General features: G+C 40.4%; 10 protein-coding genes. 5 read left to right on the top strand and 5 right to left on the bottom strand.

Translation table 11 applies throughout. The annotated features are described in order from the left end of the window. Positions 1-8 precede the first annotated feature (8 nt). Both HPS53_RS07015 and HPS53_RS07010 read left to right on the top strand, forming a co-directional pair. Positions 9-1,091 (top strand): DUF2027 domain-containing protein, encoded by a 1,083-nt coding sequence (locus HPS53_RS07015; protein ID WP_104369915.1) that lies wholly within the window; start codon positions 9-11, stop codon positions 1,089-1,091. A 9-nt stretch (positions 1,092-1,100) separates the two neighbouring features. Beyond that, positions 1,101-3,041, top strand: a complete 1,941-nt coding sequence (locus tag HPS53_RS07010) for an NAD(+) synthase (protein WP_172205320.1) — start codon at positions 1,101-1,103, stop codon at positions 3,039-3,041. Between the two features lie 53 nt (positions 3,042-3,094). Here the strand turns inward: HPS53_RS07010 and HPS53_RS07005 are convergent, their stop codons facing one another. Next, positions 3,095-3,577, bottom strand: coding sequence for a YdeI family protein (locus tag HPS53_RS07005; protein WP_253942840.1), 483 nt, complete (start codon positions 3,575-3,577; stop codon positions 3,095-3,097). Positions 3,578-3,908: 331 nt separating this feature from the next. Here HPS53_RS07005 and HPS53_RS07000 point away from each other — a divergent pair, with 331 nt between their 5' ends. Next, positions 3,909-6,491 carry an alpha-L-arabinofuranosidase C-terminal domain-containing protein gene (locus HPS53_RS07000; protein ID WP_253942839.1) on the top strand — a complete coding sequence of 861 codons (2,583 nt, stop codon included), beginning with the start codon at positions 3,909-3,911 and terminating at the stop codon, positions 6,489-6,491. Positions 6,492-7,111: 620 nt separating this feature from the next. On the opposite strand, the gene glyA is transcribed toward HPS53_RS07000, so the two are convergent. From glyA to pyrB, 3 genes are all read right to left on the bottom strand, one after another. Next, positions 7,112-8,392: a serine hydroxymethyltransferase gene (gene glyA / locus HPS53_RS06995; RefSeq protein WP_104369913.1), complete on the bottom strand. Its 1,281-nt coding sequence runs from the start codon at positions 8,390-8,392 to the stop codon at positions 7,112-7,114. Between the two features lie 97 nt (positions 8,393-8,489). Further along, positions 8,490-8,945 (bottom strand): aspartate carbamoyltransferase regulatory subunit, encoded by a 456-nt coding sequence (locus HPS53_RS06990; RefSeq protein ID WP_104369912.1) that lies wholly within the window; start codon positions 8,943-8,945, stop codon positions 8,490-8,492. Between the two features lie 3 nt (positions 8,946-8,948). Then, the gene (gene pyrB, locus HPS53_RS06985; protein ID WP_104369911.1) at positions 8,949-9,896 is read right to left on the bottom strand and encodes an aspartate carbamoyltransferase; all 948 of its coding nucleotides are present in this window, start codon (positions 9,894-9,896) and stop codon (positions 8,949-8,951) included. A 165-nt stretch (positions 9,897-10,061) separates the two neighbouring features. Between pyrB and HPS53_RS06980 the strand changes: the two genes are divergently transcribed. Further along, entirely contained in the window at positions 10,062-12,380 is a 2,319-nt protein-coding gene (locus HPS53_RS06980; RefSeq protein ID WP_172205317.1) for a penicillin-binding protein 1A, read from the top strand. Positions 12,381-12,404: 24 nt separating this feature from the next. Here HPS53_RS06980 and HPS53_RS06975 read toward each other — a convergent pair whose 3' ends face one another. Next, positions 12,405-12,830, bottom strand: coding sequence for a hypothetical protein (locus HPS53_RS06975; RefSeq protein ID WP_172205314.1), 426 nt, complete (start codon positions 12,828-12,830; stop codon positions 12,405-12,407). A 137-nt stretch (positions 12,831-12,967) separates the two neighbouring features. Here HPS53_RS06975 and HPS53_RS06970 point away from each other — a divergent pair, with 137 nt between their 5' ends. Further along, complete coding sequence (locus HPS53_RS06970) at positions 12,968-14,635, top strand: glycogen/starch synthase (RefSeq protein ID WP_172205311.1); 1,668 nt, start codon at positions 12,968-12,970, stop codon at positions 14,633-14,635. Positions 14,636-14,641: the final 6 nt, after the last annotated feature.

The raw sequence follows: 14,641 nt of genomic DNA, 5'->3' as shown, positions 1-14,641 counted from the left end.
AGAATAAAATGAAGATAGGAGATAAGGTTCGTTTTTTGAACGATGTCGGTGGTGGAATAATAGCAGGGATTCAGTCCGGCAATATTGTTTTAGTGGAAGATGAGGATGGTTTTCAAATACCAACGGCGATGACAGATGTTGTAGTTGTTGGTGGCGATGAGAATTATGATACAGCCAATATGGTTGATAGCGACAAGAGAAAAAAAACGATACAAATAGATGAGGAAGAGGATTATGACCCAGCTGATAGGCCGGTGACATTTAAAACACCTGTCGAGGAACGCAGAGGTGGTGATATGCTCAGTGCGTATATAGCATTTGTGCCTGTCGATATAACTTCGCTCATGTCAACTCGCTTTGAGGCATATTTTGTGAATGACAGTAACTATTATATGCGTTATCATCTTTTTACTGTTGATGGTGCTAATTGGTGCCTGAGGTCAGCAGGTGAGGTAGAGCCTAATACGAAGTTGTTCATGGAGGAGTTCGGCCGTGAGCAATTAAATGATTTGGAAAGAATTTGTATACAGATTAATTCTTACAAGCGAAATAAGAGTTTTATGCTCAAACCAGTTGTGGATTTACAGTTACGTGTAGATACGGTTAAGTTTTATAAGCTACATACATTTCAAGAGAATGATTTTTTTGAGCAATCGGCTCTAATATATACCCTCATTGAAAATGATAAACAAGAAAGAACTCTGGTTTTGGATCCGGATAAATTCAAGAAAGAGTTGATGAGCAAAGTCGTGACAGATTCAGTTAAAATCGTATCAGGAAATAAAAAAGACAAGTTGGAAGAAAAAAACTCCCCGGTTGTCATAGACTTGCATGCCAATGAACTGCTTGATACAACAAAAGGTATGTCGGCTGTTGATATACTGAATTATCAACTTGATACATTTCGTAAGACATTGGCCGAATATGCCAAACAGAAAGGTAGAAAGATTGTATTCATTCATGGTAAAGGCGAAGGTGTTTTACGACATGCCATAATAAATGAATTACGGTACAGGTTTAAGAATTATCCATATCAGGATGCTTCATTTCGTGAATACGGTTATGGAGCAACCCAGGTCACAATCAAGTAATGCAAAGCAATGAAATACGGATTTATTACAGTAGCATCTGCGGTTCCGAATGTCAGTGTTGCTGACGTTGATTATAATGTTCATGAAATGACGACGCTTATATCTCAAGCGGAGGAGCAAGGCGTGGAAATATTATGTTTCCCAGAATTGGGGATTACCGGTTATTCTTGTCAAGATATGTTTAATGATGATTTGTTGTTAAAAAAAACAAATGAATCGGTATCTTGTTTGCTTGATTTTACAAAAGAATTGAATATCATTATAATCCTTGGTCTGCCTGTTCCTGTAAACGGAATGTTGCTTAATTGTGCCATGGTCATACAGGGAGGTGATATTCTTGGAGTTGTACCTAAAGTAAACCTGCCCAATTATGGAGAGTTTTATGAGAAGCGCTGGTTTGCATCCGCTTCGGATTTGCGCTTAGAGACTATCGTAATTGCCGGCCGACAAATCATGTTGACATCCGGGCCAACCATTTTTACGACAAGTTCGGGAGCTAAGTTTGGGATTGAAATATGTGAGGATTTATGGGCGCCGATACCCCCAAGTTGTTGTTTGGCATTAGGTGGTGCCGATATAATCTTTAATCTTTCGGCAAGTGATGAACTTATAGGTAAACACGATTATCTGAAATCTTTACTTTCGACCCAAAGCGCACGACTTATCAGTGGTTATGTATATTCAAGTTGTGGATATGGTGAAAGCACTCAGGATGTTGTATATGGTGGAAATGCTCTTATATATGAAAATGGGCAGTTGCTTTGCGAAAGTGAGCGTTTTTCATTAGATAGTCAATTGATGATAACACAGATTGACATAGAAAAACTTCGTCATGAGCGCCGTGCCAACAGCACGTTTATGGAAAGGGAGCGTACTGATAGTATTCGTACAGTTAATTGTAAGCCAATTACAGAAAAGGAATTTAGACTTATTCGCCCGGTCAATCCCAATCCGTTTATACCGCAATGCGATAAAATATCATCGGCATGCGAAGAGATACTTAACATCCAGACAATGGGATTGGTAAAACGTCTTTCACATACAAACAGTAAAAAAGCTGTTATTGGTATCAGTGGAGGACTTGATTCCACATTGGCCTTATTAGTTTGTGTGCGTGCATTCGACCGTCTCAAACTTGACCGCAAGGGAATTGTCGGTGTCACAATGCCAGGATTTGGAACAACGGATCGCACTCATGACAATGCGGTTTCTTTGATGTGTTCTTTGGGAATCACCGTTAAAGAGATAAATATCTCCGAGAGTGTATTACTACATTTTAAAGATATTGATCATGATGTAAACGTGCATGATGTGACTTACGAGAACAGTCAGGCACGTGAAAGGACACAGATACTCATGGATTTGTCAAACGAAGTGGGAGGATTGGTTATCGGAACAGGTGATTTAAGTGAGCTCTCATTGGGATGGGCGACATATAATGGAGACCACATGTCCATGTATGGGGTAAATTCAGGGGTACCCAAGACACTGATACGCTATCTTGTGGGCTACATTGCGGATAATGAGATGGATGTCAAATCGAAAGCAACGCTTTGGGATATAATAGACACCCCAATAAGCCCGGAACTAATTCCGGCAGAAGAGGACGGAGAGATAAAGCAGAAAACTGAGGATTTGGTAGGTCCCTATGAGTTGCACGATTTCTTCTTGTATCATTTCTTGCGTTTTGGTTTCAGTCCCGCAAAAATATATATGCTGGCTTTGAACGCTTTTAACTCACCCCTAACAGCCACCATTAAGTATGACGGCGATACTATAAAGCATTGGTTAAAAACATTTTTCCGGCGCTTTTTCAGCCAGCAATTCAAGCGTTCATGTATGCCAGACGGCCCTAAAGTGGGGAGTGTAAGTTTAAGTCCACGCGGTGATTGGCGCATGTCAAGTGATATATCCGGGGCACTTTGGATACAAGAATGCGACAAATTGTAAGCATATATTATTATAAAGGTGTCGACAAATCATTTGTCGACACCTTTATGTTTTTATTCTTCAAGTAATCTTCCGTTATCGTTCCATTCCCCATACATAATATTCTTGCGGGTATAATCTATAAACTTACTCAGTCTGCGCTCAAATAGTGTCTGTTCCCGTTTGGCTATCTGTATCGTGTTGATACGTACACGCATATACAATGGTGGAAAATGACAGAAATTGTTCCATACAGTATCATCGTTCTGTAATATCTCAAGTATGTCTTTGTCAATGCGGAAACCATTCTCAGACATATTCGGAAGCACGGCCCTTCCCGCATCGGTCATTTTTCCAAGCCGTTCCATTCTCCGGCAGCGTTCTTTATTTAATTCTGTCCATGTGCTTTTCTTTGTCCGTGGTGTAAAACGTTGTTGCACTACACCGTCAATACGTTTTATCGTACTGTCTATCCAACCAAAGCACAAAGCCTCTTCCACAGCGTCAATATACCAGAAGTGCATGTCTCCGTACGGCCGTCCCCTTTTTACTTTCAACCAGCATTCCTTTTCAGTAGTGTGATAGGCTTCCAACCATAGGCGAAACTCCTTTCTATTTTGTACTGTTAATATATTTTGTGGTTCAGACAGGCTCATTACAAGTTGGTGTGTATTTGTCATTTAACTATGCAAAGTTAATCCAAAATTCGGAAACAGGTCGTGTTATGTTTATTTTTTTTGTCTATTAAATTATTTATTTCTATCTTTGTACAGTATAGGTTATGCCGTGGCGCAAGTTGTGAAGTAAATCGGATGGACATAGATGGTTTTTCATTCGTCGCCTTGTATATTATCTATTTGGGGAAACTATAAATACAATTTATTAATTATGAACATTAGATCTCAGTTATTGGCTGTTACAGTCCTGATGACATGTGGCATTGAGGCAAAAATCAAACGGGAGCAGAAACAAGCTTCCCCAAAGGTCGAGACCCATGCCTTGTTTTTTTATTGTCCGAATGAACGACATGGTTTTCATGTTGCTCATGTAGCCGAAAACGGCAAGAATGAACATCTGGGGCAGCTCTTTTCTTCCGATTATTCTCAGTGGGGATCAGAGAAACGTATGTATTCTCCTTTCATTACACGGCTTGATGGTAAAGGATATGCTGCCGTATTCCAGGTTAATGACTACTCTCCTTGTTTTGCCGTGGCATATTCAGACGATTTGACAACATGGAGACCACAAGACTATCCGAGGATGTCTGTGAAAGGGTGTATTGCTCCCGTGATACGTAAAGATGGCGAAAATAAGTATTCTATATTGTTTAAAACAAAGGATGGTGAAGCGAGAAAAACCGTCACGGATGCCGCTTTTCGTCATTTCACACAAGATGTCGCCATACCGGTAGGTGAATATGAGGCCGTGGTCAGACAGACAAAGAAAGACACTATTGATATTGCGGGAAAGCGACATGTCGGTTATAAGTGGGACGTGGACGGGAAACTTAAAAATGACGTGAAGACCTATTTTGATTTGTGGAATAGTCGTAACAGCCTGAATGGTGAGAAGTTGGCCGATGACGGTAAACTATTTGACAAACTTGGAGGCAAGCCGGTGAATGCCATTCTTCACATGGATGGAAAGAAACAAAAAGCAATCAGCGACAAACTGATCGGTGTGTTTTTCGAAGATATAAGTCATGCCGCCGACGGGGGACTGTATGCGGAACTGGTTCAAAACCGTGATTTTGAATATTCGCCAAAAGACCGTAACGGTTGGGGACCGTCTACGGCATGGCGCACATCCGGCAATGAATTAAGAATTTCTTCATCAATGCCTTTGAGCAAAAACAATCCTAACTACGCCATACTCACTTCCGATACATTAATTAATACTGGATGGGATGGAATTCCGGTCAAGAAAGGTGCCCAATATGAATTCTCTTTCTTTGTGAACAACATAGAAAGTAAGGCCAAGCGGTTTACTGTAGCACTTATTTCAGATGGCAATATTGTTGCTTCCGCACGTATATCAACCAAGGGCATACATGGTACATGGAATAAGTACGAGACGGTTTTGGCTGCTAACGAAAGCGTATCAAAGGCTGAATTGGCCATAATTCCCGAGAAAGATAATGAGGTTGCCGTGGATATGATAAGTCTTTTCCCAAAAGATACGTTTAACGGCAGGAAAAACGGGCTACGAAAAGACCTTGCGCAAGCAATAGCTGACTTGCATCCAAAGTTTGTCCGCTTCCCGGGAGGGTGTATGAGCCATGGAGACGGATTGGACAATATATATCATTGGTGGCATACAATAGGTCCGCTTCAAGACCGTATACCCGATAAAAATGTATGGCGTTATCACCAGACAAGGGGGCTCGGCTTCTTTGAATATTTCCTGTATTGCGAAGACATTGGAGCTGAGCCTCTTCCTGTATTGGCTGCGGGTGTACCATGTCAGAATTCTGCTCCGGACAAAGACGGTTACGGAGGGCAACAGGGAGGAATTCCAATGAAAGATATGCCGGCATATATACAGGAACTGCTTGACATGATAGATTGGGCCAATGGCGATCCAGCTACGAGTAAATGGGCAAAGATGAGAGCCGATGCCGGTCATCCGGCACCTTTCAACCTGAAATATATCGGTATTGGTAATGAGGATATTATTTCGACTGCATTTGAGGAACGATGTCTCATGATATGTAAAGCGATAAAGGAACGCTATCCGAATATTATCGTATGCGGCACTGTTGGCCCTTTCCATGCACCTTCGTCCGATTATGTCGAGGGATGGAAGTTTGCCAGGGAACATGCTGAAGTGATAGACATGGTTGATGAGCATTATTATGAGAGCGTGGGGTGGTTCTTGAATAATCAGCATTATTACGACAACTACGACCGCAAAGGCCCTAAAGTGTATCTTGGAGAATACGCCGCCCGCCAAGGGAAAGGCAATATAGACTGCGCTTTGGCTGAGGCCGTGCATCTGTGCAATATAGAGAGAAATGCCGATATAGTCACAATGACATCTTATGCTCCTCTGCTATCTAAAAACGGTCATAGTAATTGGAGTCCTGATATGCTGTATTTCGATAATGAAAAAATACAGCGGACACCGAGTTATGAGACACAACGTCTGTTTTCCACATATTCAGGAAACAGATACGTTAAATCATCGTTGAGTATTGACAGCATTGCCAGACATCGTGTGGCGGCGAGCATTGTGCGTGATAACAATACGGGACAGGCTTTCTTGAAGATTGCCAATGTTCTTCCTGTGGAATTGAATGTGACGTTAAATGCAGAAAGTATTCCTGTTGCCGATGTTGTAAGGTATGAGGGTATAAGTGGAAAGCCCGGGCAATCCACAGTAATTCCAGAACGTGGTACATATAGCGTAAAGGCAGATGGTAAGATGACCGTTACGCTACCTCCGTATTCTTTTAGGGTTTTTATGCTTTGATGAAAATGCGAAAGAAGTAAAAAGGTATATTTAAAGAGAAAATAGCGCATGCCTCTAAAAGGTTCAAACCTATTTCTGAGGCATGTGTTATTTTATTTGGGAAAAGCCATTAATGTAATGATAATATCATAAAAAAATGCCTCTGTTTTTTGTGAAATAGGATTTCAAAAATTGTTTTTTGCGTTTTAAAATTACTTTTTCTTTGCTTTATTTCGTAATAGGATACTTGTTGTGATGCGTTTGGCAGCTAATTGTCGTCTGTTTAGATACTCGTTGCGTTCCAACAAGTATCCTGTTGCACTGCAATAAGGTACCGAATGGACTGTAATTAGATGCCAATCACAAAATAACGGCTTCATAATCGTTGTTGTTTTATGCACAAAACGGGACTGTATTATGGTAATAGATTGAATATCACAAAGATAAAAATGCACATAAATACAGCCGTTATTTTCGTCCAAGAGGTTTTAATTTTCAGATAATCGAATTGTCATACGCATTTTGTCAGATTATTTGATAAAATCATATTAGGTTTTTCATCATTTTATAATAAATAAAAAGCGGGAAGCCGGAAAAATAAATTTCCTGACACCCCGCCATTATAAATATGATAAAAAGTTTTAGTATGCAAACAAAGGATAGTTTTTCATTGTTTCGTTTACCTTGCTTCTAACTCTTGCGATAACCTCTTCGTTTTCAGGATCGTTGAGTACTTCTTCGATCAAGCCGGCAATCAGAACCATCATATCTTCTTTTGCCCCGCGGGTTGTAATAGCAGGAGTTCCGAGACGTATACCGCTTGTCAGGAAAGCACTGCGGCTGTCGAATGGAACCATGTTCTTGTTTACAGTTATGTCGGCCGCAACAAGTGCGTTCTCGGCAACTTTACCTGTGAGTTCCGGATATTTGGAGCGTAAGTCGACAAGCATAGAATGATTGTCTGTACCACCGCTTACAATTGTAAATCCGCGTTTAATCAACTCGTCTGCCAATACTTTGGCATTCTTCTGAACCTGCTTCGCCCATTCCTTGAATTCCGGTTGCAGAGCTTCACCAAATGCAACTGCTTTTGCTGCGATGACATGCTCCAACGGACCTCCTTGCTGTCCTGGGAAAACTGCAGAATTGAGCAATTGGCTCATCATCTTTACCGCACCTTTAGGGGTGGTTAGTCCCCATGGATTTTCGAAGTCCTTACCCATGAGAATGATACCTCCACGAGGTCCTCGCAGTGTCTTGTGTGTTGTAGACGTAACTATATGCGCGTATTTAACAGGGTTGTCAAGCATTCCGGCGGCAATAAGTCCGGCAGGGTGGGCCATGTCAATCATTAACAATGCTCCGGTCTTGTCGGCAATTTCACGCATGCGTTTATAGTCCCATTCACGGCTGTAAGCCGAACCACCGCCAATAATCAGTTTGGGCTTATGCTCCAATGCCAGTTTCTCCATCTGATCATAGTCTACACGCCCAGTCTGTTGATCGAGGTCGTAACCGATAGCCTTATATAGAATACCTGAAGTGTTCACCAATGAACCATGAGACAAGTGTCCGCCATGTGCCAGATTCAAGCCCATGAACGTGTCTCCTGGATTAAGTACAGCGAGCAGTACGGCTGCGTTAGCTTGCGCGCCTGAGTGTGGCTGTACGTTGGCATATTCAGCTCCAAAGAGTTCTTTAACCCTGTCAATAGCCAGTTGTTCAACTTGATCAACCACACCGCATCCGCCGTAATAGCGTTTTCCGGGGTAACCTTCGGCATACTTGTTGGTAAGGTAAGAGCCCATGGCTTCCATTACCTCGTCACTAACGAAATTCTCCGACGCAATAAGCTCCATGCCTTTAAGCTGTCGCTGGTGTTCTTTCTCGATAAGGTCAAAAATCTCTTGATCTCTTTTCATTGTTACAAAATATTATGTTTAAATGTTTGAGCCCTGATACTTAGGCATTGCAAAAGTACTTATTATTTCTTAATTTACGTAATAAATAAGGTGGAATTTATACTAATTCCACCTTATCTATATTCTGTTCTTTCTCACAATAATGGCATTTCAATATTCCGTTTTCCTTATCTGTCACATGGAAAAGTGTCCGCATAGGCTCATTATTTGTTATGCATTTTGGATTGTTACATTTCACTATTCCCGATAAATCGTTCGGAGTGACAACCGGTTTCTTCGCCACCACCTCATAATCTTTTATTATATTGAGAACAATGTTAGGCGCTACAACGGATAAGCGTGAAATTTCCTCATCTGTGAAGAACTTGTCTTCGGCTTTTATTATGCCTTTTCGTTTGAGTTTTTTAGACCTGTAATTATATCCGATGGTAACCGGTGTCGACAGATTTTCAAGTCCAAGCAGGTTTACGACTTGATATGTCTTCTCCGTCGGGATATGATCGATTACGGTGCCGTTCTTTATTGCGGCAACCAACATTTCATTTTTGTTCATGATCTATCTGATTATGGTTTTATCGTTTTTCACTTCGTCCAAAGTAATTCCAAGTACATCACAGAATATTGCCTCACGGGCGAAAAGACCATTGCCGGCCTGCTGTATATAATAAGCATGGGGATTATCGTCCACATCATAAGCAATCTCATTGACACGGGGCAGAGGATGCAATATCTTCATATTGGGTTTGGCGTTTGCCAACATGTCATTTTTCAATATATATATGTTCTTCACACGTTCATACTCCATGAGGTCTGAGAACCGCTCCTTTTGTACACGTGTCATATACAATATGTCGGCATCGGCAATAACATTCTCATTAAATGCAGTATGCTCCTGGTATTTTATGCCATGCTCCTTACAATAAATCTTATATTCATTGGGCATGGATAATTCTTTGGGAGCCACAAAATGGAATGTGGGATTAAAATGGCGCATAGCCATAATCAAAGAATGCACAGTACGGCCATATTTCAAGTCGCCGACCAGATATATGTTCAGGTTTTCCAATGTCCCTTGTGTCTTATATATGGAATAAAGGTCGAGCATACATTGTGAAGGATGTTGATGTGCTCCGTCTCCAGCGTTTACGATTGGAACAGGAGAAACTTCGCTTGCATACTGTGCCGCGCCTTCTATATAATGTCGCATGACGATGGTATCCGCATAATTGGATACCATCAATATAGTGTCCTTAAGTGTTTCCCCTTTTGTACCGCTTGTTATTTTAGGGTCAGCAAAACCTATTACACGTGCGCCAAGCCTGTTTGCGGCAGTCTCGAAACTAAGACGGGTACGCGTTGACGGCTCAAAAAACAACGTGGCAATGACCTTACCTTTTAAAATCTCTCTGTTTGGGTGTTTCTCAAACTCCTGAGCCATCTCTATCATATAGAGAATCTTCTCTTTCGTGATGTCTGCGATTGTCACAAAATTATGCATTTCCATCCATTTTTGTTATTTGTTTTCTGATTTTGAGTGCTAAGTTACATATTATTTCCGATTTATTAATGGCGATTGGAGAGAAAATCGACTATATTTTTTTTATTCTAAACGAAAATAAGTATTTTTGCATCTGATACAACAGACATTGTCGGATGAATAATTCTTGATATGAGAAAAGTTTTTGTTCGTTTCCTTTGGATATTACTGATTGTCACATTACTGGTGGGAGCATTGGCTTTCTGGGCAATATCAAAGGGGATGATTGGCTATATGCCGCCTATAGAAGATTTGCAGAATCCCATAAACAGATTTGCCACGCAGGTGTATTCGGCGGATGGCAAAATAATGGGAACATGGAATTATAATAAGGAGAATAGGATATGTATAGATTATTCCCAGTTGCCGTCCTCGCTTGTGGAGGCACTTGTGGCAACTGAGGATATAAGATTCTATGAACATTCGGGAATTGATTTTTATGCACTTGTGCGTGCAGTGGTCAAACGGGGAGTGATGGGGCAGAAGAGTGCCGGTGGCGGTTCTACCATAACCCAACAGCTGGCCAAGCAACTGTACTCGGCAAAGGCTCATACCGTGATGGAGAGATTAATGCAGAAACCGATAGAATGGGTTATTGCAGTACAGTTGGAGCGTAATTACACCAAAGATGAGATAATCGCTTTATATCTTAATTACTTTGATTTTTTGCATAATGCAGTTGGAATTAAAACTGCCGCAAATACATATTTTAACAAGGAACCGTCGAAACTTAATATTCCGGAATCGGCAATGCTCATAGGACTTTGCAAGAATCCGTCTTATTTTAATCCGGTACGTAATCCGGAAAGATGTCGTGAAAGACGTAATGTTGTGTTGATGCAAATGGTGAAAGCCGGGTATTTGAGCCGGGAGTTATATGATAAGTATTCAGCGGAACCATTGAAACTGAATTTCCATGTTGCTGATCATAAAGACGGTATAGCCGCGTATTTCCGTGATTTTTTGCGTAGATATATGATGGCCAAAAAACCGGAGCGGAATAATTATACTGAATGGAACAAGATAAAGTATTATCAGGATTCCATTAATTGGGAGAACGATCCTTTGTATGGTTGGTGCAATAAGAACTTTAAAAAGAACGGTGAACCGTACAATGTATATGCAGACGGGTTGAAGGTTTATACAACGATAGACTCGCGTATGCAGCAATATGCAGAACAAGCGACACGAGATCATGTGGTTAAATTCTTGCAACCGGCTTTCAACCGTGAGAACAAAGGAAAATCCAACGCTCCTTTTTCCGGTAAACTGACAAGCAAACAGGTGCGGCAAATATTGATGCGTTCTGTCAGACAGAGTGATAGATACCATGAAATGAAGTCGTCCGGAGCGTCGGAAGATGAGATAATAAAAGCATTCAATACTCCGACCGAAATGCCGATATTTACATATCATGGTGAAGTGGATACAACCATGACGCCTCTTGACTCGATAAAGTATTACAAGTCATTCCTGCGTTGCGGCTTCATGAGTATGAGTCCGCAGAACGGTGCGGTGAAAGCTTATGTCGGAGGCTTGGATTTCATGCATTTTAATTATGATATGTGCACAGACGGACGTCGTCAGGTCGGTTCAACTATTAAACCGTTTCTTTACTCTCTTGCAATGGAAAACGGAATGTCACCATGTGATATGGCTCCCAATGTGCAACAGACGTATATCGTGGCAGGCAGGCCGTGGACTCCACGCAATTCAAGTCATAGCAGATATGGCCAAATGGTTCCGTTGAAATGGGGATTGGCACAATCGAACAACTGGATATCGGCATATCTGATGAGTAAGTTGAACCCTCAGGCTTTTGTAGCGTTGTTGCATGAATATGGTATTAAAAATCCTGATATCCATCCGTCTATGTCGTTGTGTCTCGGCCCGTGTGATGTATCTGTGGCAGAGATGGTTAGTGCATATACGGCATTTGCGAACAACGGAATACGCTGTGAACCGCTTTTTGTAACAAAGATCGAGGACAATAATGGTAATGTCATTGCGACGTTTCAGCCTCGTATGAGTGAGGTTATAAGTACGGAAAGCGCACGTATGATGGTATATATGCTTAAAGGTGTTGTTGATGGAGGTACGGCTGGACGCCTTAGGTTTAAATATAATCTTAAAGGTGAGCTTGCCGGAAAAACCGGTACGACGAACAACAATAGTGATGCTTGGTTTATAGGCTTCACGCCTACGCTTGTAAGTGGTGTCTGGGTTGGAGGAGACGATAGGGATATCCATTTTGATTCAATGCGGATGGGGCAGGGAGCGACAAAGGCCCTACCAATATTCGCCTATTATATGAAACGTGTTTTGGCAAATCCGAATTTGGAATATAGTGAACGGGACAGATTTGATATGCCCGAAGGCTATAATCCTTGCGAATCATTTGTGGATGAAAGTCTTATCGACGATAATGATATAGAAGAAATTTATGAATGAGAAAGTGACGGTTTGGAAAAACCGTCACTTCTTTTTAAACTCCATTTCTTTTGGCAGTTTCTGCCATTTTCTATTATTAGGCACTTTAAGAGAGTTGCCGCTTTCCTGCCTCAGAATATATATACTGTCATTTTTTTTGATGAAAGATACTTTTAAATCCTCACTCCCGTAATCGTTGACAAGCTCAAATTCCGATTTATCACATTCGATTATTTTTCCGGATGTTATAAGCCAAAAGAAGTTGTTGTTTTTCTTTCCCAAATATCCGGGTAAACTTCCGAACATTTCATGTCCGGGTACAATTATATTGTTTGAATGAAGATTCATTCGTATGTATACATTATACTCATCATTAAAAAAATATCCTTCGAAGTTGCTTGTTTTGTTTTGAGCGCAAATCCCAATGTTTGAGGCTATTAACAATGACACAAGCCAAATACATCTTTTCATAACTGCTTCTATATTGATTAGAAAACAAAATTACTAAATATAAATCATTAAATTGGTGTTTTTTTGAAATTTATATGTTCATTTATCGGAATTATGTAAAATAATGTGTAACTTTGCTGCCATATATTAGATTTAATATGGTAAAAAATATATCAAATCCGGACTATATCTTTGAATCAAGTTGGGAGGTATGTAATAAGGTCGGTGGTATCTATACAGTTCTTTCCACACGCGCAAAGACATTACAGGACATGTTGCATGACAGGATAATATTTATAGGTCCTGATTTTTGGCAGGAAAATGAAAGCCCTTATTTTAAAGAAGATAAAGAATTGTTCTGCTCATGGAAAAAGAAGGCTGAGGCAGAAGGGTTAAATGTTAGGATAGGGCGTTGGACAATCCCTGGTGAGCCAATTGCAATACTTGTTGATTTTAAACCTTTTTTTGAAAAGAAAAACACGATTTATACTTGGTTGTGGGACAAATATCAAGTAGATAGTTTACACTCCTATGGTGATTATGATGAAGCCTCGATGTTTTCGTATGCGGCAGCTTTGGTTGTAGAGAGTTTCTATAATGACAATATAGCTCCTGACAAACGGGTCATATATCATGGAAATGAATGGATGACAGGCTTGGGGTTATTGTATATAAATAATAAGTTGCCTCAGATAGGGACTGTATTTACCACACATGCCACAAGTATCGGACGAAGTATAGCCGGAAATATGAAGCCTCTTTATGATTATCTGTTTGCATATAACGGAGATCAGATGGCCGGTGAGTTGAATATGCAGAGTAAGCATTCCATAGAAAAACAGACTGCATTTAATGTGGACTGTTTTACAACTGTCAGCGAGATTACGGCAAATGAATGTAGGGAATTATTGGACAAAGAGGTTGATGTGGTTCTTCCGAATGGATTTGATAATAGCTTCGTTCCCCAACCGACTGTATTTGCCAAAAAACGTAAGGCTGCAAGAAAGAAACTGCTTGATTTGGCAAATGCTCTGCTAGGAGATAATCTTGATGATGAAACAATGATTATATCTACAAGCGGGCGTTATGAATTTAGAAATAAAGGTATCGATGTATATATAGAATCGATGAACAGACTGTTACGCTGCAAGGATTTAAATCGTAATGTTCTGGCTTTTATAGAGGTACCAGGTTGGGTAGGTGAGCCGCGACAAGATTTGATTGAGCGTATTAAAAGTGGAAAAAGTTTTGATACACCACTTGAAGTTCCCCAGATAACCCATTGGCTGCATGAAATGAGCCATGATAATACTTTGGGGATGATGAAGTATTTTGATATGCATAATCATAAGAATGATAAAGTCAAGGTTATATTTCTGCCATGTTATTTGGATGGAAATGACGGTGTTCTCAATATGTCATATTATGATATTGTATTAGGTAATGATTTGTGCATTTATCCATCATATTATGAACCATGGGGATATACTCCATTGGAGTCTATCGCATTTAAAGTTCCTTGCATTACTACCGATTTGGCAGGATTTGGCTTATGGGTAAATTCAGTGAAAGGAGGATATAGTGATATTGAAGACGGAGTAAAGGTGGTTCATCGTACAGATTACAATTATTCAGAAGTAGCCGATGCCATCAAAGATACCGTAACAGAGTTTTCAAAATTTACAAAGCAAGATGTAGACAAGGTAAGAAAGAGAGCGGAAGAATTATCTAAAAAGGCACTGTGGAGTGAATTTATAAAATACTATATGGAAGCGTATAATATAGCTTTGAATAGGGCTGAACAGCGTAAAGAAAATAGAATTTAATAATAT

It is taken from the genome of Prevotella sp. PTAC, assembly GCF_013166535.1.
Lineage (GTDB): Bacteria > Bacteroidota > Bacteroidia > Bacteroidales > Bacteroidaceae > Prevotella.
The sequence above is the reverse complement of the archived record's forward strand: the minus strand, read 5'-3'. Positions and strand labels throughout refer to the sequence as shown.